At 66.9% G+C, this 22,998-nt stretch carries 17 protein-coding genes; 7 read left to right on the top strand and 10 right to left on the bottom strand.

Annotated features, from left to right (window positions below; translation table 11 throughout):
* Window positions 1-113: 113 nt before the first annotated feature.
* The gene (locus ACI48I_RS12905) at window positions 114-1,154 is read right to left on the bottom strand and encodes an alpha/beta hydrolase (RefSeq protein WP_498574401.1); all 1,041 of its coding nucleotides are present in this window, start codon (window positions 1,152-1,154) and stop codon (window positions 114-116) included.
* 230 nt (window positions 1,155-1,384) lie between these two features.
* Between ACI48I_RS12905 and ACI48I_RS12910 the strand changes: the two genes are divergently transcribed.
* Window positions 1,385-2,512, top strand: a complete 1,128-nt coding sequence (locus tag ACI48I_RS12910; protein WP_498574402.1) for an HPP family protein — start codon at window positions 1,385-1,387, stop codon at window positions 2,510-2,512.
* 31 nt (window positions 2,513-2,543) lie between these two features.
* Here the strand turns inward: ACI48I_RS12910 and ACI48I_RS12915 are convergent, their stop codons facing one another.
* Both ACI48I_RS12915 and ACI48I_RS12920 read right to left on the bottom strand, forming a co-directional pair.
* Window positions 2,544-4,691, bottom strand: coding sequence for an ATP-binding protein (locus ACI48I_RS12915; RefSeq protein ID WP_498574403.1), 2,148 nt, complete (start codon window positions 4,689-4,691; stop codon window positions 2,544-2,546).
* Between the two features lie 144 nt (window positions 4,692-4,835).
* Window positions 4,836-5,528: a UPF0149 family protein gene (locus ACI48I_RS12920; RefSeq protein ID WP_193686529.1), complete on the bottom strand. Its 693-nt coding sequence runs from the start codon at window positions 5,526-5,528 to the stop codon at window positions 4,836-4,838.
* An 88-nt stretch (window positions 5,529-5,616) separates the two neighbouring features.
* On the opposite strand from ACI48I_RS12920, the gene ACI48I_RS12925 reads away from it, so the two are divergent.
* Together ACI48I_RS12925 and ACI48I_RS12930 are read left to right on the top strand one after the other, a co-directional pair.
* Complete coding sequence (locus ACI48I_RS12925; protein WP_193686528.1) at window positions 5,617-6,627, top strand: serine/threonine protein kinase; 1,011 nt, start codon at window positions 5,617-5,619, stop codon at window positions 6,625-6,627.
* Between the two features lie 108 nt (window positions 6,628-6,735).
* A complete protein-coding gene (locus tag ACI48I_RS12930) occupies window positions 6,736-9,054 on the top strand; it encodes a coiled-coil domain-containing protein (RefSeq protein WP_498574404.1) in 2,319 nt (772 codons plus the stop codon).
* A gap of 73 nt (window positions 9,055-9,127) precedes the next feature.
* Here ACI48I_RS12930 and ACI48I_RS12935 read toward each other — a convergent pair whose 3' ends face one another.
* Together ACI48I_RS12935 and ACI48I_RS12940 are read right to left on the bottom strand one after the other, a co-directional pair.
* On the bottom strand, window positions 9,128-9,547 hold the full coding sequence (locus ACI48I_RS12935; protein ID WP_193686526.1) for a DUF8785 domain-containing protein: 420 nt from the start codon (window positions 9,545-9,547) through the stop codon (window positions 9,128-9,130).
* A 137-nt stretch (window positions 9,548-9,684) separates the two neighbouring features.
* Window positions 9,685-10,743: a DUF475 domain-containing protein gene (locus ACI48I_RS12940; protein WP_193686525.1), complete on the bottom strand. Its 1,059-nt coding sequence runs from the start codon at window positions 10,741-10,743 to the stop codon at window positions 9,685-9,687.
* Between the two features lie 156 nt (window positions 10,744-10,899).
* On the opposite strand from ACI48I_RS12940, the gene ACI48I_RS12945 reads away from it, so the two are divergent.
* The 3 genes from ACI48I_RS12945 (at window position 10,900) to ACI48I_RS12955 (ending at window position 16,015) form a co-directional block, all read left to right on the top strand.
* Entirely contained in the window at window positions 10,900-11,319 is a 420-nt protein-coding gene (locus ACI48I_RS12945) for a divergent PAP2 family protein (RefSeq protein ID WP_193686524.1), read from the top strand.
* A gap of 261 nt (window positions 11,320-11,580) precedes the next feature.
* Entirely contained in the window at window positions 11,581-12,759 is a 1,179-nt protein-coding gene (locus ACI48I_RS12950) for an efflux RND transporter periplasmic adaptor subunit (protein ID WP_193686523.1), read from the top strand.
* A 13-nt stretch (window positions 12,760-12,772) separates the two neighbouring features.
* A complete protein-coding gene (locus ACI48I_RS12955; protein WP_498574405.1) occupies window positions 12,773-16,015 on the top strand; it encodes an efflux RND transporter permease subunit in 3,243 nt (1,080 codons plus the stop codon).
* A gap of 95 nt (window positions 16,016-16,110) precedes the next feature.
* Here the strand turns inward: ACI48I_RS12955 and ACI48I_RS12960 are convergent, their stop codons facing one another.
* The 5 genes from ACI48I_RS12960 to ACI48I_RS12980 form a co-directional block, all read right to left on the bottom strand.
* Window positions 16,111-16,578, bottom strand: a complete 468-nt coding sequence (locus ACI48I_RS12960; protein WP_498574406.1) for a hypothetical protein — start codon at window positions 16,576-16,578, stop codon at window positions 16,111-16,113.
* Window positions 16,579-16,967: 389 nt separating this feature from the next.
* Window positions 16,968-17,435 (bottom strand): hypothetical protein, encoded by a 468-nt coding sequence (locus ACI48I_RS12965; protein WP_498574407.1) that lies wholly within the window; start codon window positions 17,433-17,435, stop codon window positions 16,968-16,970.
* Between the two features lie 354 nt (window positions 17,436-17,789).
* Entirely contained in the window at window positions 17,790-18,743 is a 954-nt protein-coding gene (locus tag ACI48I_RS12970) for an NAD(P)H-hydrate dehydratase (RefSeq protein ID WP_498574408.1), read from the bottom strand.
* Window positions 18,744-18,753: 10 nt separating this feature from the next.
* Complete coding sequence (locus ACI48I_RS12975) at window positions 18,754-19,518, bottom strand: histidine phosphatase family protein (protein WP_193686519.1); 765 nt, start codon at window positions 19,516-19,518, stop codon at window positions 18,754-18,756.
* A 100-nt stretch (window positions 19,519-19,618) separates the two neighbouring features.
* A complete protein-coding gene (locus ACI48I_RS12980) occupies window positions 19,619-21,019 on the bottom strand; it encodes an L-cystine transporter (RefSeq protein WP_498574409.1) in 1,401 nt (466 codons plus the stop codon).
* A gap of 257 nt (window positions 21,020-21,276) precedes the next feature.
* On the opposite strand from ACI48I_RS12980, the gene ACI48I_RS12985 reads away from it, so the two are divergent.
* A complete protein-coding gene (locus ACI48I_RS12985) occupies window positions 21,277-22,992 on the top strand; it encodes a methyl-accepting chemotaxis protein (RefSeq protein ID WP_498574410.1) in 1,716 nt (571 codons plus the stop codon).
* Window positions 22,993-22,998: the final 6 nt, after the last annotated feature.

Raw genomic sequence — 22,998 nt, forward strand, 5'->3', positions numbered from 1 at the left:
ATGGTCGAAATGACAGGCTTACATATCGTACATCAAGGCAGGGGAGGGCATGCAAGAGCCGGCAGCGCGCGGGCGCCGGGACGCCGCGCGCTGCGCCATTCACGCCGGGGCGATCACTTCTTCGCGGCAAACGCCTTCTTCAACGCGTCCGCCGCAAACTGCTCCGCTTCCTTCGCCTTCGGCACCACCGCCCCCATGCCGAAGAACTCGTGCGTCACGCCCGTGTATTCCTTGTAGCTCACCGCGACGCCATCCTTCTTCAGCTTGTCCGCATACGCCTTGCCTTCGGACAGCAGCGGGTCGATCTCGGCCGCGATGATGGTCGCCGGTGGCAGGCCTTTCAGCGAGTCCGCCTTCATCGGCAGCGCATACGGGCTCTTCGGGTCACCCTGGTAGTGCTTGAAGAACCAGCCCATCATCGCCTTGTTGAGCGGCCTGGCGTTCGCGTTCTTCTGGTAGGAGGGCGTGTTCATGTCGTCGTTCACGACCGGATACACCAGCAGCTGGTGCACGGGCAGGGCGACCTTCTTGTCGCGCGCCATCATCGAGACCACGGTCGCCAGGTTGCCGCCGGCGCTCTCGCCGCCGACCGCCACACGCGTCGGGTCGCCGTTGAATTCCTTCGCGTGTTCGAGCGTCCACTGGTAAGCCGCGAAGGCATCGTCCGGCGCGGCCGGGAAGGGGTGTTCGGGCGCCTGGCGGTAGTCGACCGCAACCATGATTGCGTTCGCCATCTTCGCCAGGGCGCGCGGGCTGGCGTCGTAGACCTTGGTGTCGGCGATCACGAAGCCGCCGCCGTGGTAATACATCATGACCGGGAACGGGCCCTTGCCCTCCGGGGTGTAGATATGGACCGGGAAGCCGGCGGCGCCACTGCCGACCGTCATCGTCTTGACCGTCACGCCCGGTTCCGGCGCGGTCGGTTTCTTCATGTCGGTCAGGACTTTTTTCACCGCATCGGCCGGGGTCGGCTGCTTGCGCGCTTCTTCCGGCGTGAGCGTCTCGATCGGTTTCGGGTTCAGCGCCGCGTGGGCGTCGAGCACCTTCTGCATGTGCGGTTCGGCTTTCGGCGGCTTGGCCGCGTCTTTGGCCCAGGCGCTGGTGGCGAGCAGGGCAGCGCCGGCGAGCAGCGTCAATGGCAGGGCTTTTTTCATGAAAGACTCCTTTTCGTCAATTTTTAATCATGCAGCGCGGCGCGCCGCCCGTGATTACTGACGATCAGGGTCGCAGATGAAAATATTCCCGTCCGTGCGTTGACGCGCATTGACGAAATTGACGACGCGGCAGTCCGTGCCGAGGGGCCGGAAGTACGGCCGCGCCTGCAGGGCAGGAGTCCTTGTGGTGTAATTGCAGTCTTTGCCTGTTTCAACGCGGTTTCATCTTTATGCGCGCCACCTTCACCCAATGGCTGCACGGCTTCCTGCCGCAGCCTCTCCCTGCCGGCAACACCGAGCGCGTGCGTGCCGGCATCGGCGCCTGCATCGGCCTGTTCGTGACCGCGCTGGCCTCCCACATGCTGGCCCCGGACCTTGCGGCTTACCTGATCGCCCCGATGGGCGCCTCGGCCGTGCTGCTGTTCTGCGTGCCCTCCAGTCCGCTGGCCCAGCCCTGGTCTGTGGTCGGCGGCAATACCGTGTCGGCCCTGATCGGGGTCGCCTGCGTCCAGCTCGTTCCCGACTGGCTGCTGGCCGCGCCGCTGGCCGGCGCGCTGGCGATCGGCACCATGTTCGCGCTGCGCTGCCTGCATCCGCCCGGCGGTGCGGTGGCCCTGACGACGGTCCTCGGCGGGCAGGCCGTGCACGAGGCGGGCTTCCTGTTCGCCCTCAGCCCGGTGGCGCTGAATTCGATCATCATCGTCATCGCGGCGCTGCTCTACAACAACCTCACCGGACGACGCTATCCGCACGCCCAGCATGCGGCCGACCGGAATGTCCACGCCACCGGCGACCCGGCGCCGGGTGCGCGCCTCGGCATTACCGAGACCGACCTGGAAGCGGCGCTGGCGCGCTATGGCGAGGTGCTCGACGTCAGCCGCGACGACCTGCTGGCGATCGTCGACGACGCGCGCCAGCTCGCGCTGCACCGTCATTTCAACGAACGCACCTGCGCCGAACTGATGTCGACCCACATCGTCTTCGCCGCGCCGAACGACACCCTCGAGCACGCGCGCGAACTGCTGCTGCGCTACCGCCTGCAGTCGCTGCCGGTGCTCGACGAAACGCGCCACCTGCGCGGCGTCATCGCCCAGGAAGACCTGCTGCGCCACACCGGCTGGGGCGCGCGCCTGCGCCAACTGGTGCCGGGCGCCGCGCTGCGCGTGGCCGACGCCATGCGCCAGCGCGTGGTCGCGCTCGACGCCGGCGCGCCGCTGGCGCAACTGGTGCCGCTGCTGCGCGACGGCGGCTATCACCAGGTGGCCATCATCGATCGGGACGGGGCGATGGTGGGGCTCGTCAGCCAGTCCGACCTGCTGGCCGCGCTGTGCGAGGAGCGGCTGGAAGCGGCTGCCTAGACCGGCCCTGTTCAGGAACCTCAGCCGCTCATCAGCGCGGCCTGTGCTGCGCGACCCGGGTCAGCAGGGCGTTCAGGGCGCCGAGGTCGACCGGCTTGGCGAACAGGTCGTCGAAGCCAGCGCCGCGCGCTTCCTGGCGATCCTTTTCCTGGGCATAGCCGGTGATCGCGACCAGCACCGCGCTGCGCAGGGACGGCTGTGAGCGCAGGGCGCGCGCCAGCTCGAAGCCGCTCATCTCCGGCAGGCCGATGTCGAGCAGGCAGACATCGGGCGCAAAGGCGGGCAGCAGCTCCAGGGCGTGTTCTGCGCAGTGCGCGATCGAGACCTCGTGGCCGTAGGCTTGCAGGAACATCGACAGCGTCGCCGCCGCATCCTCGTTGTCGTCGACGATGCCGATGCGCAGCAGCCCCGGCGCCGCGCCGGCCGGCAGTGCCGGCGTCCCCGCAGCCGCTTCCGCACTGCGCGCCACGGCGGGCAGGCGCACCACGAAACTGCTGCCGCGGTCCGGCCCTTCGCTATGCACGCTCACCGTGCCGCCGTGCAGTTGCAGCAGGCTTTTGACGAGTGCCAGTCCGATCCCGAGGCCGCCCTGGCTGCGGTCCAGCCCGCGTTTCCCCTGCGAGAAGAGTTCAAACGCGTCGGCGATCAGTTCCGGCGTCATGCCGATGCCGTTGTCGCGCACCGTGACCGCGAGTTCACCGCATCCCGACTCCAGCAGCACGTCGATCGCTCCGCCATGCGGCGTGTATTTCGCGGCATTGCTGAGGAGATTCGTCATCACCTGCACCAGGCGCTTGCGGTCGCCCAGCACGATGGCAGGGGCGGGCGCCAGCTGCAGCAGCAGCCGGTGCTGGTGCTTCTCGACGAGCGGACGCACCTGCTCGATGGCGTCGGCGATGATGTCCTTGATGTCCAGTTCCGCGGTCGTCAGGTCGACCCGGCCGCGCGTCACCCGCGACACGTCGAGCAGGTCGTCGATCAGGCCGGTCATGTGCTTCGCCTGGCGCGCGATGATGGCGCTGGTACGGCGCACCGTCGCCACATCGACCGCGTGGTTCGAGAGGATCGCCGCGGCCGAGGTGATCGGCGCCAGCGGGTTGCGCAGCTCGTGCGCCAGCATGGCCAGGAATTCGTCCTTCTTCTGGTCGGCCTGGCGCAGCGCTTCCTCGGCCTTCACGCGTTCGGTGACGTCCATCTGCGCCACCACCGCGCCGACGATCTCGCCGGTCTCGTTACGGATCGGCGCGCCGGAATTGAGCATGATGCGGCGCACGCCGGGCCTGTCGAAGGACTCGATCTCGATCACGTGGCGCGGCGCGTCCTCGCCGGCCAGCGCACGGCTCATTGCCCATTCGTCCTCGCGCAGGCGCTGTCCGTGCCGCGCCGAGCCGTCGGCCCACCAGCCTTTCCATTCGGCGTAGGCGGCGATGTCGCGCGACATCGGATGCGCACCCCAGATGCGGCGGTTTTCCGCATTCACGTGCACCACGGCGCCGCCCGCTTCGGCGACGATGATGCCGACCGGCGCCGCCTGCAGCAGGGCGTCCAGGCGCCGGCGTTCGCGCTCGGCCTGGCCGGCCACCGCCAGCGCCTGCGCCTGGCTGTCGCGCAATGCTTCGCGCTCGCGCTGCAGTTCTTCCTGAATCGCCTGCTGCTGCTCCAGCAGCCGTTGCTGGTCGCTCAAGGCCTTGTGCAGTTCGATCAGGCGCATCACCTGGTGCGCCATCGTTTCCAGCACGGCTTCCTGCTGCGCCGTCAAGCCCTGAGGGCGCGGTTCCAGGTCGAGTACGCACAGGGTGCCGAGCGCCACGCCCTCGGGAGTGGTGAGCAATTCGCCGGCATAGAAACGCAGTCCCGGCGCGCCCGTCACCAGCGGGTTGCAATTGAAGCGGGCATCGAGGCGGGTATCGGGCACCACCATCCGGCCCTGCTGGAGCAGCGCGAACTTGCAGATCGAGTCGTCCAGCGGCATCTCGCGCGTGCCGAGCCCGATCTCCGACTTGAACCACTGGCGGCCCTCGGCCAGCAGGTTGACGGCGACGATCGGCGCCTCGAGCAGCTGGCCCACGAGGCGGACGATGTCGTCGAACGCGCGTTCCGGGGGCGTATCGAGGATGCCGTAGGCGTTCAGCACCGCAAGGCGATCAAGGTCGGTACGGGCAGGCAAGGGCGCGTTCATCGGATGGGAGTCTGGTCGAAAAAGAAAGAAACGATCATACGCGCCCGGCGGCCGCGCACGCGATGTTGCGGCGCAAAACGGGCGTGCCTGCGTGTAAACCCGGACGATTCGCGAAAAAAAACCGGGTTGCCCCGGTTTATGTCGTCACGTCGTCTCCGCGCCGCAGCACTTCTTGAACTTCTTGCCGCTGCCGCAAGGGCAGTCGTCATTGCGGCCGACCTTCGGTGTCTCGTGGCGCACCGTTTCCACCGCAGCCTTGCGCAGCGGCAACCAATATTTGTAGATCGCCGGCAGGTTCGCCTCGATCTCGAGCGCGAGATGATGTGCCTTGACCGGGTCTTCGACCAGCGGCAGTTCGGCTTCCTCGATCTCGTCGGCGCCGAGCAGATAGAGCGGGCGCATCAGTTCGGCGACTTCGGATTTCCAGATCGGCTCCCAGGAGCCCGGACGCAATTCCATGCCTTCCCAGAAGCCCCAGCACCAGGCTTCGGCATCGATCAAGGTCTGGCCCTTGTGCTCGTGCTCGCAGTAGAGCGGCTCGAATTCCTTGGGTGCGACTTCGAAGGTGATCAGGACTTCGTTCATGAAGCGCATGATCAGGTTGATGATGCGTTCTTCTTCCTTCGCGTTCTTCCACTTCGGCGCGGCGCCTTCTTCCTGGCCCCAGACGCGCGGCAGCCATTCGGCCGGCATGATGGTTTCCGGGCCGATCGCGATCGCGGTCAGGTAGCCGTGCAGGGTGTCCATCGTCATCGCGTCTTCCGGGCTGCGCTCGGAGAGGAGGAACTGGTCGAGTTCGTCGAATTCTTTTTCGGTGAGGGGCTGTTCGAGTTGCATGGGGTGCTCTTTTCTGTGAAGTCCGGCAGTTTAACGCCTCTCGGGCGCCAGGCATACGAAATAACGCGCCGCGCCGTACAATGACGATATGCACAACGAGTCTATTTCTTCCGACACAAATGCGGCGCACCCGTTCTCCCGCCTCGATCCGGCACGCGTGCTCGACGCCGTCGACAGCGTCGGCCTGCACGGCGACGGCCGCCTGCTGGCCCTGAACAGCTATGAAAACCGCGTCTACCAGGTAGGGCGCGACGAGGGCGAGCCGGTGGTGGTCAAATTTTATCGCCCCGGGCGCTGGAGCGATGCGGCCATCCTGGAAGAGCACGCGTTCGTGGCCGAACTCGTCGAGCACGAAATCCCGGTGGTGCCGGCCATGACCATCGATGGGCGCACCCTGCATGAGTTCGACGGCTTCCGCTTCGCCGTCTTCCCGCGCCGCGGCGGACGGGCGCCGGAGCTGGGCGATCCGGACACCCTGGAATGGATGGGGCGCTTCATCGGCCGCATCCACGCCGTGGGCGCAGTGAAACCGTATGCGCTGCGGCCCGAGCTCAATCCACGCACCTTCGGGCGCGAGCCCTTCGAGTATCTCGTCAGGCACGACTTCATTCCGCCCGAGCTGCGCGCCACTTATGCCAGCGTGGTCGAACAGGCGCTGGCCGGCGTGGCGCGCTGCTACGAGCGGGCCGGCAGCCTGCCCCTGCTGCGCCTGCACGGCGACTGCCATGGCGGCAACGTGCTCTGGACCGGCGACGGCCCCCATTTCGTCGACTTCGACGACAGCCGCATGGGGCCGGCGATCCAGGATTTGTGGATGCTGCTCTCGGGCGAGCGCATCGACATGGTGCGCCAGATGAGCGACGTGTTGGCCGGCTACGAGGACTTCTGCGATTTCGACCCGCGCCAGTTGTACCTGGTCGAAGCCCTGCGCACCCTGCGCCTGATCCATTACGCCGGCTGGCTGGCGATGCGCTGGGACGACCCCGCTTTCCCGGCGGCTTTCCCCTGGTTTAACACGCAACGCTACTGGCAGGACCGGATCCTCGAGCTGCGCGAGCAGGTCGCGTTAATGGATGAGCCGCCGCTCTGGCCGGTCTAAGCGGGGAATTGCGCCCATTTGATCGCGCAGTTCGGCGTGCCGTGATTGTCGGGTTTGCCTGATAATGCAGATGCGCGCTTCGCAATGCCTGTAGATCAGAGAACCACCATGGAACCAGTACCACACGACGATACCGACTTCACGATCGACCTGCCTGCAGGGAAGGCCACCCCGGTCATCCCGGCGGTGCCGGCGGCCGACCGCGGCGCCGTCGAGAAGATGGCGATCAAGGAAGGCATCGCCCGTGTGGAAGCCGAGGCAAAGGCGAATGTGGCCGCCGAGACGCGCGCCCATGCCGAAGCGCGCGCCCGCTCGCTGGCCGAGGAGCGCGCCGCGCTCGACGCCGCCGCCGCGGCCGCTGCGCTGGCCAATGCCCAGGCCTCGGAAGAAGTCATCGAACTCAACCGCGATCGCCTGGAAACCCTGAAGGCCGCCGCCCAGGCCTCGAACGAACGGCTGGAGGCGATGCGCCTCGAGACGGCCGAGCTGCGCGCGCGGGTGCAGGCCGACACCGAAGGGCGCCTCGCGGTCGAGGCGCGCTCGCGCGCGGCCGAGGAAGCGCGCCGCCGCGCCGCCGAACAGATCGAAGCCGAGGCCACGATGGCGCAGGAAGCCGCGCAGGCGGCCGAAGCGCTGCTGGTGCAGACCGAGGAAGCGCGGCGCCAGGCGGCCGAGCGCGTCGCCGCCGTCCAGGCCGCGCGCGTAGAAGTGCTGCATAGCGCCAGCGCCGACGCCCGGGTCGCCGTGCTGGCGCGCGAGCGCGAGCGGGCCGAAAAGGCCGCGCGCCAGACCGCCGAAAAACTGGCCCAGGTCGAAGCCGAGGCGCTGGAACTGGCCCTGCAGCGCGAGCGCGCCGACCAGGTCGCCCTCAGCTCGGCCTTTGCCCGCGCCACCGCCGAGGCACGCGCGCTGGAAGAAGCGCGCGCCCTGGCCCACGTCGAACACGAACGCGCATCGATCGCCCAGTCCCAGGCCGACTCGGCCCGGATCGCCGCCGACACCCTGCGTGCCAGATTGCAGCTGGAGAAGGAACTGCGCGACGCCGCGATCCACCGCGAACGCCTGGAGCAAAGCGCCGCCGCCACCGCCGAAGCGCGGCGCGAGGCCGAGGCCCGCATCGCCGCCGCGACCGAAGCGCGGATCGAGGCCGACCGCAAGCTGCGCGAAGTCGCGCTGGCCCGCGCCGAAGCCGAACACGAAGCGGGCATGCAGGTCGAAGCCCGCCTGCAGGCCGAATCGGAGGCCGCCGAACACGCCCGGGCGCGCGCCGAGGCCGACCGCCTGGCGGCAGCGGCGGCCGAGCAGGATGCGCGCGAGCAGGAGCGCGAACGTGCGCTGGCCGCCGAACGCGCGATGCTGGCGCAAGCCGCGGCCGATGCCCGGGCCAGGACCAACGCGGCGCAGGAAGCCGAGGTGGCGCAGGCGAGCGCCGCCCTCGAACACGAACAGGCCGCAGCCGAGCTGGCCGAACGCCGCGCCGCGGAAGCCCTCGAACTGGCTGCCGCCGAGCGTGCCCGCCTCGACGCCGAAAGCGCAGCGCTGGCGCAGGCGCAGGAAACCTTGCAGGCCGAACGTGCCCTGAGCGAGGCCGCCAACGCCCGTGCCGAGGCCGAAGCGGGGCAGATGGCGTCCTTGCACGAGGGCGTGGAGGCCGAGCGGCGCGCTGCCGGGGCCGCGCAGGCGGCACTGGAAGCGCAACGGGCCGAGACTGCGCGCCTGCTTGAAGCGGCAGCGAGCGAAGAAGCCGCCGCTGCCGCCGCCCAGGCCGAGGCGCTTGCAGCAAGCGAACTGGCGCGCATGCAGGCCGAGCGGGCCGCCACCGAACAGGCGCGCCTGGCGGCAACCGAAGCGGCGCTCGAGGCCGAACGCGAGGCGGCCGCGGCCGCGGCCGAAGCGCTGGCGCTGGCCGAACAGAAACTGGCGGCGCAGCGCCAGCAGCTCGATTTCGACACGCGCGCCAACGCGGCGGCGGCGGCGCGCCTCGCATCCGAAGAAGAAACCGCGCTGGCCGCACGCGTGCGCTGCGAGGCCGAGGAAGAAGCGGCGCGCCTGGCGCGCGAGCAGGAGCAGGCCGAGTCCGCAGCGGCGCAGGCCGCACTGGAAAAGCGCGACGCCCAGCGCGCCCTGCTGGAACACGCCCAGGCCCACGCCGAAATGCAGCGCCGCACGGCCGCCACTACCCAGCAGATGGCCGACGCCCGGCGCGAGCTCCTGGCCCTGGAAACGAAACGGCTGGAAGAGCAGGCGGCCGAGCTGTCGGCCACCGAGGACGCCGTCAACGAGCGCAAGGCCGAAGCGCGTCAGCGTACGGCCTCGGAAAACATTACGCGCGAAGTGCTGGGGCGGCTCAAGAACATGCCATCGGCACAGCAGGCCGCTGCACGGCTGGCCGAGGTGATCATGAACCAGAGGAAGTCCAGCGAGTAGGGGGGGAGCGAGGCCAATGGCCTCGCCCACGGTTTCATCGGGCGGGTCCCCCGCCCACCCTACGATTGACGCATCAGCGCGCCACGTTCGGCGCGTCGCTCGGCGCTACCGGCGAAGCCGGTCCGGTGTTGACCTCATTCACGAAATACTCGGTCTCGCCGAAGCAGCTGGTCGGCACGCCCTTGTGCTGCTTGTAGCCGATCTCGACGCGCTGGCCCATGGTCGATTGCAGTTTCCGCACCAGCGCATCGTCGCGCACGGTGAAGGCGAAACGCTCGGGAATCGCACCTGGCATGCTCGAAAGCAGGATTTCGCCTTCCCAGGTCTTGCACAGCCAGCCCTTTTTCGAGAATTTCTGCAGGTAGCCGGCGCGCGTGCCCTCAGAGTACGACCAGGTCAGCGTGAACCAGGTGTACAGCCCGCCGATCACGACCAGGGCGGCGACGAGGGACAGCAGGATGGCGATGGCGCGTTGCGGCAGGGCTTTCGGCATGATTTCCGGTTCGGTCAGGTAAAAGGGGCGCTCAGCGGCGCGGTCGGCCCCATTCTGCCACGCACGCCTCGATTGTCAAAATGGCAGGGCACACCGGCCCCGCCTTTTAAGTACCGCTTAAGGGGGAGGGGCGCCGATCAGGCGATCTCGGCCCTGTCGTGCGCTTCTTCCAGCGCGACGCGCCTGCGGTGCCGGATCGAGGACCACAGCGAGACCAGGATGAAGGCCACCCCGGACAGTCCCGTGAACCATTCCGGAATCTCGTAATGCACGCTGGCGAACATGATCAGCGCCAGGATGCCGATCGCGTAGTGGGCGCCGTGCTCGAGGTAGACGAATTCCTGCAGCGTGCCCTTGTAGACCAGGAACACGGTCAGCGAGCGCACGAACATCGCGCCGATCGCCAGGCCCAGCATGATGATGACGACGTCATTGGTGATCGCGAAGGCCCCGATCACGCCATCGAAGGAGAACGAGGCGTCCAGTACTTCCAGGTACAGGAAACCGCCGATGCTGCCCTGGGAAATCATCTTGCCGATGGTCGGATCTTCTTCCTCTTCCTCGAGCAGGCCGCTGATCCAGTCGACGCCGACATACACCAGTACCCCGACCACGCCGGAAACGAGCACCGCCAGCTTGCGCTGTTCGGGCATCAGGCTCATGGCGCCGAACACGGCGAGCAGGGTCAGCAGGATGGCCAGGCCTTCGGAACCGTACTGGCCCACCTTTTGCTCGATCCAGCCGAGCCAGTGCAGCTCCTTTTCTTCGTCGAACAGGAAGTTCAGGAAGACCAGCAGCAGGAAGGCGCCGCCGAAGGCCGACACTTCCGCATGGTGCTCGGTCAGGTGGCGCGAATATTCCTGCGGAGTCTGGATCGCCATGTCCCAGACGTCGAGCAGGCCGAGGCCGGTCGCCACCGAGACGATCACGAGCGGGAACAGCAGGCGCATGCCGAACACGGCGACGACGATACCGACGGTGAGGAAGAGCTTGCGCCAGAATTCGTTCCAGTGGCGCAGTACCGACGCGTTGACGACTGCGTTGTCGAAGGACAGGGAGACCTCGAGCACCCCGAGTACCGCCGTGATCCACAAGGCGTTGACCAGCCCGGCCGTGCCGCCGTGCTGGTAACCCCACCAGCCCGACAGGCACATCAGCACCACGGTAACGGCAAACGACAGCCTGAAATGACGCATATTGGTTTCCCCGAAATTCTAATATTGGTTGAAATGCCACAGTTTTCAGTATCTTAACCGCAGCCGGGGTGCTGTGGCGCAGCGCAGTTCGCCGTAGAGCATTGCTTCTGCGATAATTCCGGCCGGCATATGCACTTATCTAGCGACAAGGATTCCATGGACTACGCTTACCTCATCACCCCCTTCCTGACCTGGCTGATCGTCGGCCCCATCAAATTCCTGATCAACAGCGCGCGCCAGCGGCGCTGGGCCTTCAACCTCGTCGGGAATGGCGGTTTTCCGAGCAACCATAGCTCGGTCGTCACCAGCATGGCGACCCTGATCGCACTGCGCGAGGGGATCGGCCACCCGGCCTTCGGCGTCGCCGTGACGCTCTGCTTCATCGTGATGATCGACGCCAACAGCCTGCGCCAGCACGTGGGCCGCCAGGCTGCCGCCATCAACCGCCTCGCCGCCGGTGCCGCGGATCACACCACCCTGCGCGAACGCATGGGACATACCCTGGTCGAGATCTGCGGCGGCATCGCCACCGGCATCGGCATGGGTTTCCTCGTGTTCAATTTGTTCGGCGGGTAATCAGCGTTCCAGTCCGGGGCGGTGCCCTGGGTCGTCCCCACGGGGACGACGGATGTCAACCAGGGCGCCATATCGCTGCCGGTCGGGCGTTTAATCGTGAGCGTCTGCAGTTCGTCGCAGCATTTCGCAGTTCATCCATCCAAAATAGCAACGGACGGGATCCTCAATTGACGGGTGGGGCCGCCTCCGGGATACTGCGCGCTGACAGGTTTCATCTAAATTTTATAAATACGTCGTCGGTCCAATTCGGGAGATTCCTCAATGCTGCGTAACACTCTACTTGTCCTTGCCATCGCGTCCGCCCTGGCCGCTTGCAGCAAGGAGGCCAAGGATCCGGCCAAGCCCGACGACAAGGCGGTCGCCGGCGCCAACCAGAAGGACACCCGGCCGAGCCAGCTGCTGGTCGCCCCGCAGGACCTGCTGACGGTCTCGAGCGATGCGCTGGCCTCCGGTCCTGTGATCACGGGCTCGATCCAGCCGGAACGGCGCGCCGACCTGCGCGCCGAGGTGTCGGCCGTGGTATTGCAGGTACTCAAGGAAAATGGCGAGCCGGTGAAGCGCGGCGACCTGCTGGTGAAACTCGACGAGACGGCGATCCGCGACACCCTGGTCTCCGCCGACGCCGCCGTGCGCGCGGCCGGCCAGGCCCTTGACCAGGCGAATCGCCAGCTCGAGCGCCTGAAAACCCTGCGTGCCTCGGGCATGACCTCGGCCGCGGCCCAGGACGAAGCCGAAGTGCGCCGCAATACCGCGCTGAGCGAAGTGTCGGCCGCGAAAAGCCGTGCGGCGCTGGCGCGCCAGCAGATCGCGCGCACGATGGTGCGTGCGCCGTTCGACGGCATCGTCAGCGACCGCAAGGTCTCGAGCGGCGACACCGCCACGGTCGGCAAGGAACTCGTGAAAGTCATCGATCCGACCAGCATGCGCTTCGAAGGGCGCGTCTCGACCGACAAGATCAGTACGATCAAGGTCGGCCAGAAGGTCTCGTACCACATCAACGGCTACGGCACCCAGCAGTTCACCGGCGTGGTGCGCCGCATCGATGCCTCGGCCAACGACATCACGCGCCAGGTCGAAGTGCTGGTCGGCCTGACCGGCGAACAGCCGCGCGTGGCCGGCCTGTATGCGGAAGGCCGCATCGACGCCGAGAGCTCGAACGTGCTGATGCTGCCCGAGAGTGCGCTGGTGAAGGCCGGCGACAAGACCTACACCTGGCGCGTCAAGGCCAACCAGCTGTCGAAAGTCGACCTGCAGACCGGCGTGCGCGACCAGCGTACCGGTAACATCGAGATCAAGGCGGGCCTGGCCGCCGGCGACACCGTGCTGCGCAACCCGAGCTCGAACCTGAAGGACGGCCAGAAGGTCGTCTTCGCGGCCAGCGCGCCTGTTGCCGGCAAGACCGTCGCCAGCGCCACCAATGCGCCGGCTAAAAGTAACTGAGGGAAACTAAGCCATGTTCCTCTCCAATTTCTCCGTCAAAAAGCCGATCGCGACGGTCGTGCTGATCCTGGGCATGATGGCCATGGGCCTGCTGGCCCTGTCGAAACTGCGCGTCAACCAGAACCCGGACGTCGAGATCCCGGTCATCGTCGTCAACATCCCGTATCCGGGCGCCTCGCCCGAGACGAGCGAGCGCGAGATCATCAACCGCCTGGAAAAGCAGATGCTCAGCGTACCGGGCGTCACCGAAGTCGAGTCGTATGCTAACGAGGGTAGCGCCACGCTGGTGCTGCAGTTCGACTTCAAGCGCAACCTGATCGAAGCCTCGGACGACGTGCGCAACGCCATCTCGGCGGTGCGCTACAAGCTGCCGACGGAAATGCGCGAACCGATCCTGCGCCGCGTCGATCCGGCCTCGCAGCCGATCATGCAGCTGGCGCTGTCCTCGACCGGCCAGTCGCATGCCGAACTGTCGCGCCTGGCCGAGGACGTGCTGGCCGACCGCTTCCGTGCGATCAACGGCGTCTCGACCGTCAACGTCAACGGTTCGCTGCGGCGCGAGCTGTCGGTCCTGCTGCGCGCGGATAAACTGCGCGAATACAACGTCTCGGTGGGCGAAGTGGCCAACGCCCTGCGCAACCAGAACACGAATGCGCCGGTGGGCAAGGTGCGCGGCACCCTCGACGAGAAGGGCATCCGCCTGATCGGCCGCATCGAGCGTCCGGAAGACTTCTCGCAGGTCGTCGTCAAGCGCAGCGGCGAGACCATCGTGCGCCTGAACCAGGTGGCCGAGATCCGCGACGGCTTCGCCGACATCGACAGCGCCTCGATCCACAGCGGCGCGCCGAACGTCGGTATTTCGATCGTCCGTACCCGCGACGCCTCGACCGTGTCGATCGCCAAGGACGTGCGCAAGCTGGTCGAGGAGATCAACAAGGAACTGCCGAAGGGCAGCACCCTGAGCATCACCCGCGACGGCGGCAACGAAGCGCAGAGCAGCCTGAACAACGTGATCGAGTCGCTGGTGTTCGGCGCCGTGCTGACCGTGTTCGTGGTGTACGCCTTCCTGAACTCGTGGCGCTCGACCCTGATCACGGCGCTCTCGCTGCCGACCTCGGTGCTGGCGGCCTTCATCGCGGTCTGGCTGTGCGGCTTCACGCTCAACTTCATGACCCTGCTCGGGCTGTCGCTGGCGATCGGCGTGCTGATCGACGACGCCATCGTGGTGCGGGAAAACATCGTGCGCCACATGGAAAACGGCGCCGACCGCCGCACGGCGGCACTGGTCGGTACCTCGGAGATCGGCATGGCGGTCGCCTCGACCACCTTCTCGATCATGGCCGTGTTCATCCCGGTGGCCTTCATGCCGGGCATCGCTGGCGAATGGTTCCGTCCGTTCGCGCTCACGGTCACCTGCTCGGTGCTGGTCTCGCTCGGCATCTCGTTCACGCTCGATCCGATGCTGTCGGCCTACTGGGGCGACCCTCCGGGCCACCACCATGCGCCGAAGAAGGGCATCTCGAAGGTGCTGGGACGCTTCAACGACTGGTTCGACCGCCAGGCTGCACGCTACGGCAACGTCATCGCCTGGGCGCTGCACCACCGCCGCTGGATGGGCGCGATTGCCGTGCTCAGCTTCGCTGCCGCGATCGGGCTGCAGGTCAAGGCCGGCGGCACCAGCTTCCTGCCCAAGGGCGACGGCAACAAGATCATGATCGACGTGCGCACCCCGGCCTCGTCGAGCCTGCAGTACGCCAAGCTCAAGATGGAACAGGCCGCGGCACTGGCGCGTACCATCCCGGAAACCCGCGCCACCGACAGCGTCATCCGTCCGAACGGCGGTTCGATCTATATCGAGATCGGCAAGCGCAACACCCGCCAGCGTACGGCGGCCGCGATCGGCGCCGAACTGCGCACCAAGGTGGCCCAGCTGGTGGGCGCCGAGTACACCGTGCTCGACGACCTGAACGGCGGCGGCAAGCCGGTGCAGATCGAGTTCACGGGTTCCGACTCGCGCAAGCTCATGGAGCTGACCACGGCCTATATGGACAAGCTGCGCCAGGTGCCCGGTGCGGTCGACGTCACGCTGTCGCAGCAGGATCCGAAGAACGAGCTGCAGATCGAACTCGACCGCGGCCTGGCCAATTCGATGGGCGTGTCGGTCGGCGACGCCGCCACCGCGCTGCGCGTGGCCTTCGCCGGCATCGAAGTGGGCGACTGGGTCGACCCGACCGGCGAGACGCGCGACGTCGCGGTGCGCCTGCATCCGGAAGACCGCGTCAACATCGAGAACATCGAGCGTCTGCCGATCGCGATTGCCGGCACCAACATGATGGTGCCGCTGGAGCAGATCGCCCGCATCAACATGGGTAAAGGTCCGTCGGAAATCGTGCACAAGGACGGCAAGCGCGTGATCACGGTCTCGGCCAACGCGCAGGGGCGCTCCTCCGGCGAAGTCACGGCCGACGCCATGAAACTGGCCAAGACCTTCGACTTCCCGCCGGGCTATGGCCTGGCGCTGGGCGGCGCGGGCAAGGACCAGCAGGAACTGTTCGGCGCGATGTTCACCGCGCTGCTCGGCGGCATCGGCCTGATGTACCTGATCCTGGTGATGCAGTTCGGCTCGTTCACGGCCCCGCTGGGCGTGATGCTGTCGCTGCCGCTGTCCCTGATCGGCGTCGTGCTGGCCCTCCTGATCACCGGCGGCACGCTGAACCTGATGAGCTTTATCGGCATCATCATGCTGATGGGCCTGGTGGCGAAGAACGCGATCCTGCTGCTCGATGCGGCGCGCGGCCTGGAAGCGGAAGGCTACGACCGCGAGGACGCGCTGATGAAGGCCGGCCGCATGCGTCTGCGTCCGATCCTGATGACGACCTTTGCGCTGATCGCCGGCATGCTGCCGGTCGCGCTGGCCCTCGGCCCGGACGGCAAGTTCTACCAGCCGCTGGCCGTCGCCATCATCGGCGGCACGATCACCTCGACCTTCCTGACCTTGCTGGTCGTGCCGACCTTCTACGACAGCATCGAGATCGCGCGCGACCGCATGGTGGCCAAGTTCCATCGCCGGGCCGAGCGCTGGCACGCGCTGCCGGCCTTCCTGGCAACCCTGGTGGAAGCGGTGCTGACCCTGGTCTTCGTGCGCCTGATTTTCCGCGTCATCATGCGCGGCGTGCACAAGGCCACCGGCCGCGGCCGCCCGGCCACGGTGCCGCTGGCGAAGGCGCCGGTTGCCAAGGTGACCGAAGGGGTCTGAAGGCCGATCCGGTTCCCGCTCCGGGACTCGCCCTGACGGAAAAAGAAAAGCCTGCGCAAGCAGGCTTTTCTTTTATGGCATCGTGTGCTTGCCGCTCACTGGCCCGCGCCCGGCTTGGTGGACGCCGGCCCGGTGCCGGTGGTATTGCCGGTGTGGCCGGAGGTATGCGTTCCCGCGGCCGGTGCCGCCTGCATCGGCGAGCCGCCCGGATTGGCGCCGCCGGTCGTGTTGCCGCTGCCGTCGATCGGCTTGACGCCGTCGACCCCGCTGGCGCCGCCGCTGGCGCCGAGGCTGGTTTCCTTCGTGCTCTCGCCGTTGCCGACGGTGCGCGGCGTGTTGTTGGTGTTGTACTCGGTGGACGACAGGCCGGCGTTGCCGGAATTGCCGGTGGCGCCGCTCACGCCGGCGGCCGCGCCGGTGCCCGAGCCTTCGGTCCGGCTCGTCACGTGGGCGGCGTCGCCGTTGCCGCCGAGGCCGGAGTCCTTCTTGGTGCAGGCGCCGAGCGCGGCGGCGAGGAAGGCGGCGGTCAGTACGATCTTCGGCAGGGTATTCATGGTGTGCATGGTGGGACTCCTTGTTCGATGGCTTGCCGCCGCCGCATGCGTCAAGGCAGGCGGCGCGGGGACTGGGTTTGATTGTGTCATGGGCCGTGTGCGATTCACTGTGCGCTGTTTGACAGAGCGACACAGCAAAGGCGGCGCAGGCGGCAGGAAGGGAAGGAAAGGGTGGCGGCGCAACGACAGGGTGCGCGGCCGTGGCGCGAACGGCCACCACAAGAGCGAAGGCGCAACGTGGGGAAATCGAAAGGCGAAACGGAAGGGCGAAGCAGGACCGGCCCGAAAGCTGGCGTTGTTGCGGAACGCCGGCAGCGAAACGCCGGCTGAAATCCGCCGGCCAGGCGCAAACGCGGAGCCCGCGTTGTGGGGCTCCGGTTTGTGGGCGGACAAGCCGATTAGCGGCCGGTACCCGTGGTGCCGGTGCCGGTGGTGCCGGTGCCCGACGAGTCGGTGTTGCCGGTGGTGCCGCCCGAGGTGGTGGTGCCCGTGGTGCCCGACGTGCCGCTGGTGCCCGAGGTGCCGGTCGTGCCGGTTGCGCCCGTGCCCGTGGTGCCGGTTGCGCCGGCGCCAGACTGGTCGGTCATGGTGCCGGTACCCGTGGTCGTCGTCGTCGTGGTGGTGCCTGCTGCGCCGGTGCCGGTGGCGCCAGTGCCGGTTGCGCCGGTACCGGTATCACCCGTGGTGCCGGTGCTGCCGGTGGTGCCGGTGGTGCCGCTCGTGCCCGACGTCGAGCTCGGCGAGGTTGCCGAGGTGTCGCCACTGCCGGCGGTGCCAGCGGTGTCGTGCTTCTTGCAGGCACCGAGCATCGATGCCAGCAGGGCTGCGGTCAACAGGATTTTTGGTGCTTTGGTCATTGCGTTCATTGTGTACACTCCTCGTTCACGTCTATCTTGTGCCGAAGTCTCCAGGTGAGGCGGTGGAGATCAACGACGCTAGTTCGGCTCGACCATGAACCTCTGTCGGAAACATCGCCATCGATGCACCCTTGTGTTCATTGGCCGAGCCACCAGGGAACCGACGCAACACGCGGCCCCAATTCAGTGCACGAATTCGACTGAAAAATTTAGACTGTCGTGACTACCGACAGTTCGTCGAAACGTGACCTTCTTGCTTTGTCCCGCGATACTGCTTGCGGAGTTTGATACCGGTCAAACGGTTTCCCGTCCATCCGGTCCCCCGACGTTCAGCCGGATGGCCTTTGCAGAAGCCCTCTTTGTTCAGGGCTCCTTTGACTTGCCCGCCTCGCGGCCGGCAATAGATTCGAGTAGCGCCGGGATCTCGTTCGGGATCTCCCGCGCCAGGTAGCCGAGCACGCCCATGCGCTCGGCCAGGCGTTCGCCGGCGCGCGCATGCAGGGCCACGCCCCAGCAGGCGGCCTGTTCCAGCGTTGCGCCGCGCGCGGCCAGGCCGGCGATGATGCCGGCCAGCGTGTCGCCCGAGCCGGAAATGGCTAGGCCCACATTGCCGCCTTCGTGTTCCCACATTTCTCCCTGCGGCGAGGCGATCACGGTGCGCGCTCCCTTGAGTGCCACGACCGCGTTCCAGGCCGCGCTTGATGCCAGCGCCCGCGCATCGGGGCCGGAGACGATGTCGTCCTTTTCGATGCCGGTCAGGTGGGCCATCTCGCCGCAGTGCGGCGTGACGATCACCGGCTGCCGGAAGCGGAAGGCTTCGCCCGGCGCCCAGCCGGCCGGCGCATGCAGCAGCGTGCCCATGGCGCAGGCGTCGAGCACCACGGCCGTATCACTCCCTTGCATCCGTTCCAGCAGGCCGTGCACCAGTTCGGCGGCGGCTGCTTCGTCCTGCATGCCCGGTCCGATCAGGATGGCGTTGACGCGGTCGGCCAGCGGGTCGAGTCTGGCGATTGCCTCCGGCAGGAAGCCGCCGGCCTCGGTTTCGGCCAGGCCGATCACGCGCGCTTCCGGCATGGCCAGCGCGACCAGCTGGGCGACGCTGGCACCGGTGGCCACCGTCAGCTTGCCGGCCCCGGCGCGCAGCGCGGCGGTGGCGGCCAGGATCACGGCACCCGGCATTTCGCGCGAGCCGCCAAGCACCAGCACATGGCCGCGCTCTTCCTTGTCCCCCTCGGCACCGGGCATCGGCAGCGGCCAGTCGCGCAGCAGCTGCGTGGTGACCTCGTGCACGGCGGGAGCGTCGTGAATGGCATTCATGGTGGGAGCCTCAGGCCTTCGGTGCGGTCGGCACGTCTTTGCCGACCGTGACCGGGGTGCCGGTGTTTTCGAGCGGGGCCACGAAATTCACGAGCCGCACGACCAGCCGGCCGTGCTTGCCCTGGATCGGATCGAAGGAATACGAGGTGACCGAGCAGTTCGGGACGTCGCCGGCCCGGTCGAAAGCGAGGATGCTCGCTTCGTCGAGGCGCTCGATCAGGTAGCGGAAGCAGTTGACGATCACCTGGTGGGCAACGATCACGACGCGCTCGTGGCACCAGTCGCGGCTGAGCGTGTCGAGCACGCTGCGCAGGCGCAGGATGACGTCGCACCAGCTTTCGCCGCCGGGCGGGCGGAAATAGAATTTGCCGACGTGCTGGCGCTGGGCGTACAGGTCGGGATATTTGTGGGCGATGCCGTGCGTGGTGAGGCGGTCGAGGATGCCGAATTCCTTTTCGCGCAGACGCTCGTCGGCGTTAATCGCCAGCAGCGACTCGCGCTCCAGGCGGCGGATCAGGATCTTGGCGGTCTCGGCCGCACGCACATAGGGCGAATGCAGGACGACGTTCGGGCGCTCATGTTGCGGCAGGCTTGCGAACCAGGAGGCGAGGGCCTCGGACTGGCGGATGCCCAGTTCGGACAGGGGGACGTCTACGTCGCGTTCGGCGATGTCGATTTCGTGCCCGGCAGCGGCTTCGGCGACATCACGTGCAACGTTGCCCGCGCTTTGCCCATGCCTGATCAGCCAGATTTCCTGTGGCCACTTCTGTTCCATTACCTGCCCGCCGTTGATGTTGACATGTCATCATCATAGACAGATTCGGCAAGTGGGCCGCGCACGATTCCGTGCGCAAACTATTAACTTTTTTTGTCCCTTAGGCGGCTTGTTCTTCGCTATCCAGATTGGTTTCCACGTCGCTATTAAATACCGCGATATTGGTTTCGCCGAGTACCCGCGCGGTCAGGGTGCCGGCCGTGATGGAGCCGCTGACGTTGAGTGCGGTGCGCCCCATGTCGATCAGCGGTTCGATCGAAATGAGCAGGCCGGCCAGGGCCACCGGCAGGTCGAGCGCCGACAGCACGATCAGGGCCGCGAAGGTGGCGCCGCCGCCGACCCCGGCCACGCCGATGGAGCCGAACACGACGATGGCCAGCAGGGGCAGGATGAAGCTTGCGGCCCACGGGTCGATGCCGACCGTCGGCGCGATCATCACCGCCAGCATGGCCGGATAGATGCCGGCGCAGCCGTTCTGGCCGATGGTGGCGCCGAAGGAGGCGGCGAAGTTGGCGATGCCTTCGGGCGTGCCCAGGCGCGTGGTCTGGGTCGCCACGCTCATCGGAATCGAACCGGCGCTGGTACGCGAGGTGAAGGCGAAGGCCAGCACCGGGAAAATCTTCTTCAGGTAGCGCGCCGGATTCAGGCCCGACAGGGCAACCAGCAGCAGGTGCACGCAGAACATCAGGATCAGGGCGCTGTAGGAAGCAAGCACGAAACCGAGCAGGTTGAGGATGTCCTGCAGGCTGGAGCCGGCCACGACTTTCGTCATCAGCGCGAACACGCCGTAGGGCGTCAGGCGCAGCACCAGGGTGACCATGCGCATCACGATGGTGTGGGCGACGTGCACGAAGTGGCTGAAGGAAGCGAATTCGTTCGGCTTCTTCTGCGCGATGCCGGTCGCGGCGATACCGACGAAAACGGAGAAGAACACGACCGCGATGGTCGAGGTCTTGCGCGCGCCCGTCATGTCGAGGAAGGGATTGTCCGGAATGAAGGACAGCAGCATCTTCGGCAGCGAGATGTCCTGGGCGGTAGACAGCGAGCCCTGCAGGTATTCGCCGCGCGCCACCTCCGCCGCCGAGGCGGTCAGGCCCACGGCGGTCAGGCCGAACAGCTTGGCCATCAGGATGCCGATCATGGCCGCGACCGCCGTGGTGGCGATCAGGATGCCGATCGTCAGCGCGCTGATCTTGCCGAGCGAGGCCGCGTCGCGCAATTTCAGGATGGCGCCGATGATCGAGACCATGATCAGGGGAATCACGATCATCTGCAACAGCTTCACGTAGCCGCTGCCGACCACGTCGAGCCAGGCGTTGGTGGCGTTGATGACGGGTGAGCCGGCGCCATACACCGCCTGCAGCGCCGCGCCCAGCAGCACGCCCAGGCCCAGGCCCGTGAACACGCGTCTGGTAAACGAGGCGTGGCTCGCCTGCAGGCGGTAGAGCAGGGCGCAGACCAGCAGGGCGACGACGAGGTTCAGGATCAGGGGCAAAGTCATGGACGGCCTTTATGCGCGGGGCGCGATAGAAATTTATTCACAGCATTTTATAGGCAAACGCACGACGCCGCAGGCGGACAGGCTTGCCGTTTTGTTCAGGGCGCATGCCGGCTTGTTATCGTTTCGTTGTCCTCAGACGACGAATACGGGGAATCACGTACGGAAAGTTGATACTCTTTCCTGAGAGATTCGGAAGTTTCTATAATTCAATTACCAGGGCCGCGTGCCCTCCTACGACAACTTACTGCAAGCGAATCATGTTCAAGAACCTCACCATCAGGACCCGCCTGATCTTCGTGATCGGCTTCCTCGCGATCGAACTCATTGCCGGTTTTGCCGTCGGCATCCTGAACCTGGAAAAGTCGAACGACGCCATGAAGAGCATGTACGACGACCGCCTGGTCGCGCTGTCGCAGCTCGAAGACGTGGAGCGCTCGATCATGCTGAACCAGATCCTGGTCGCCAAGGCGATCTCGACCGGGGCGCCGGCGGCACCGATCCTGGAGCAGGTCGAGGCGAACACGGCCGCGGCGGACAAGTCCTGGCAAGCCTACGCCCTCACCAAAATGGACGACGACGAGAAGAAGCTGAGCGAACAATTTGCGGAATCGCGCGCGCGCTTCCTCGAGCAGGCCATGAAGCCGATCGTTGCCGCCCTGAAGGAAGGCGACGTCGACCGCGCCACCGCCCGCATGAATGGACCGATGCACAGCCTGGCCATCCCGATGGGCAAGCATCTGGCCGGCCTGGTCAAGATCCAGACCGACGTCGCCGCCGCGGATTTCAAGCGCTCGCAGGAAGTCGTGGAGCTGGTGCGCCTGGTCTGCTTCGCCGGCCTCGTGTTCGGCCTGGCGATGGCCGCCTGGCTGGGCTGGCTGCTGGTGCGCGCCATCGTGCGTCCGCTGGAAGAGGCAGTGAAGATTGCCGGCGCCGTGGCCCAGGGCGACCTGACCCAGCGCATCGAAGTGCGCGCTAATGACGAAACCGGCCGCCTGATGGCCGCCCTGCGCGACATGAACGGGTCGCTGGTCGACATCGTCACCCGGGTCCGCGCCGGCACCGACACGATTTCCACCGCATCGAGCGAGATCGCCGACGGCAACCTGGACCTGTCTTCGCGTACCGAGCAGCAGGCCGGTTCACTCGAAGAAACCGCGTCCTCGATGGAAGAGCTGACCTCGACGGTCAAGCAGAACGCCGACAATGCGCGCCAGGCGAACGCGCTGGCCGGCTCGGCATCGGCGATCGCCGGCAAGGGCGGTGAAGTCGTGGCGCAGGTGGTCGAGACCATGGGCGGCATCAACGCCTCGGCCGGCAAGATCGTCGACATCATCGCCGTCATCGACGGCATCGCCTTCCAGACGAATATCCTGGCGCTGAACGCCGCCGTCGAAGCCGCACGTGCCGGCGAACAGGGCCGCGGCTTCGCGGTCGTGGCGGGCGAAGTGCGCAACCTGGCCCAGCGCAGCGCGGCGGCGGCGAAAGAGATCAAGAGCCTGATCGACGATTCGGTCGGCAAGGTGCAGCATGGCTCGGCGCTGGTCGACCAGGCCGGCGCGACGATGAAGGAAATCGTCGCCAGCGTCAGCCGCGTCACCGACATCATGGCCGAGATCAGCGCCGCCAGCCAGGAACAGACGGCCGGCATCACCCAGGTCAACGAAGCGATCGTCCAGATGGACCAGACCACCCAGCAGAATGCGGCCCTGGTCGAGCAGGCCTCGGCGGCGGCGCAGTCGCTGCAGCACGAAGCGGCTGCGCTGGCGCGCACGGTGGGCGCGTTCCGGATCGGAGGCAGCATGACCGCGCCCGCAGCGGCACCGGCAGCGGCGCCGGCGCGTGCGGCGGCCCCGAAGGCGCCGGCCCGCGCCCAGCTCGCGAAACCGGCCGCGCCCACCGTTCGCGCGCAGCCGCGTCCGCTGCAAAAGGAAGCGGCCGCAACGACCGCGGCCGACGGCTGGGAAGAGTTCTAAGCAAGC

The sequence above is a fragment of the Massilia sp. LXY-5 genome (genome assembly GCF_059801075.1).

What these genes read in the sequence shown, in the direction of transcription:
- ACI48I_RS12905 (WP_498574401.1), bottom strand. Translation starts at nt 1,154, where the DNA reads ATGAAAAAAGCCCTGCCATTGACGCTGCTCGCCGGCGCTGCCCTGCTC.
- ACI48I_RS12910 (WP_498574402.1), top strand. Translation starts at nt 1,385, where the DNA reads ATGCGCGCCACCTTCACCCAATGGCTGCACGGCTTCCTGCCGCAGCCT.
- ACI48I_RS12915 (WP_498574403.1), bottom strand. Translation starts at nt 4,691, where the DNA reads ATGAACGCGCCCTTGCCTGCCCGTACCGACCTTGATCGCCTTGCGGTG.
- ACI48I_RS12920 (WP_193686529.1), bottom strand. Translation starts at nt 5,528, where the DNA reads ATGCAACTCGAACAGCCCCTCACCGAAAAAGAATTCGACGAACTCGAC.
- ACI48I_RS12925 (WP_193686528.1), top strand. Translation starts at nt 5,617, where the DNA reads ATGCACAACGAGTCTATTTCTTCCGACACAAATGCGGCGCACCCGTTC.
- ACI48I_RS12930 (WP_498574404.1), top strand. Translation starts at nt 6,736, where the DNA reads ATGGAACCAGTACCACACGACGATACCGACTTCACGATCGACCTGCCT.
- ACI48I_RS12935 (WP_193686526.1), bottom strand. Translation starts at nt 9,547, where the DNA reads ATGCCGAAAGCCCTGCCGCAACGCGCCATCGCCATCCTGCTGTCCCTC.
- ACI48I_RS12940 (WP_193686525.1), bottom strand. Translation starts at nt 10,743, where the DNA reads ATGCGTCATTTCAGGCTGTCGTTTGCCGTTACCGTGGTGCTGATGTGC.
- ACI48I_RS12945 (WP_193686524.1), top strand. Translation starts at nt 10,900, where the DNA reads ATGGACTACGCTTACCTCATCACCCCCTTCCTGACCTGGCTGATCGTC.
- ACI48I_RS12950 (WP_193686523.1), top strand. Translation starts at nt 11,581, where the DNA reads ATGCTGCGTAACACTCTACTTGTCCTTGCCATCGCGTCCGCCCTGGCC.
- ACI48I_RS12955 (WP_498574405.1), top strand. Translation starts at nt 12,773, where the DNA reads ATGTTCCTCTCCAATTTCTCCGTCAAAAAGCCGATCGCGACGGTCGTG.
- ACI48I_RS12960 (WP_498574406.1), bottom strand. Translation starts at nt 16,578, where the DNA reads ATGCACACCATGAATACCCTGCCGAAGATCGTACTGACCGCCGCCTTC.
- ACI48I_RS12965 (WP_498574407.1), bottom strand. Translation starts at nt 17,435, where the DNA reads ATGAACGCAATGACCAAAGCACCAAAAATCCTGTTGACCGCAGCCCTG.
- ACI48I_RS12970 (WP_498574408.1), bottom strand. Translation starts at nt 18,743, where the DNA reads ATGAATGCCATTCACGACGCTCCCGCCGTGCACGAGGTCACCACGCAG.
- ACI48I_RS12975 (WP_193686519.1), bottom strand. Translation starts at nt 19,518, where the DNA reads ATGGAACAGAAGTGGCCACAGGAAATCTGGCTGATCAGGCATGGGCAA.
- ACI48I_RS12980 (WP_498574409.1), bottom strand. Translation starts at nt 21,019, where the DNA reads ATGACTTTGCCCCTGATCCTGAACCTCGTCGTCGCCCTGCTGGTCTGC.
- ACI48I_RS12985 (WP_498574410.1), top strand. Translation starts at nt 21,277, where the DNA reads ATGTTCAAGAACCTCACCATCAGGACCCGCCTGATCTTCGTGATCGGC.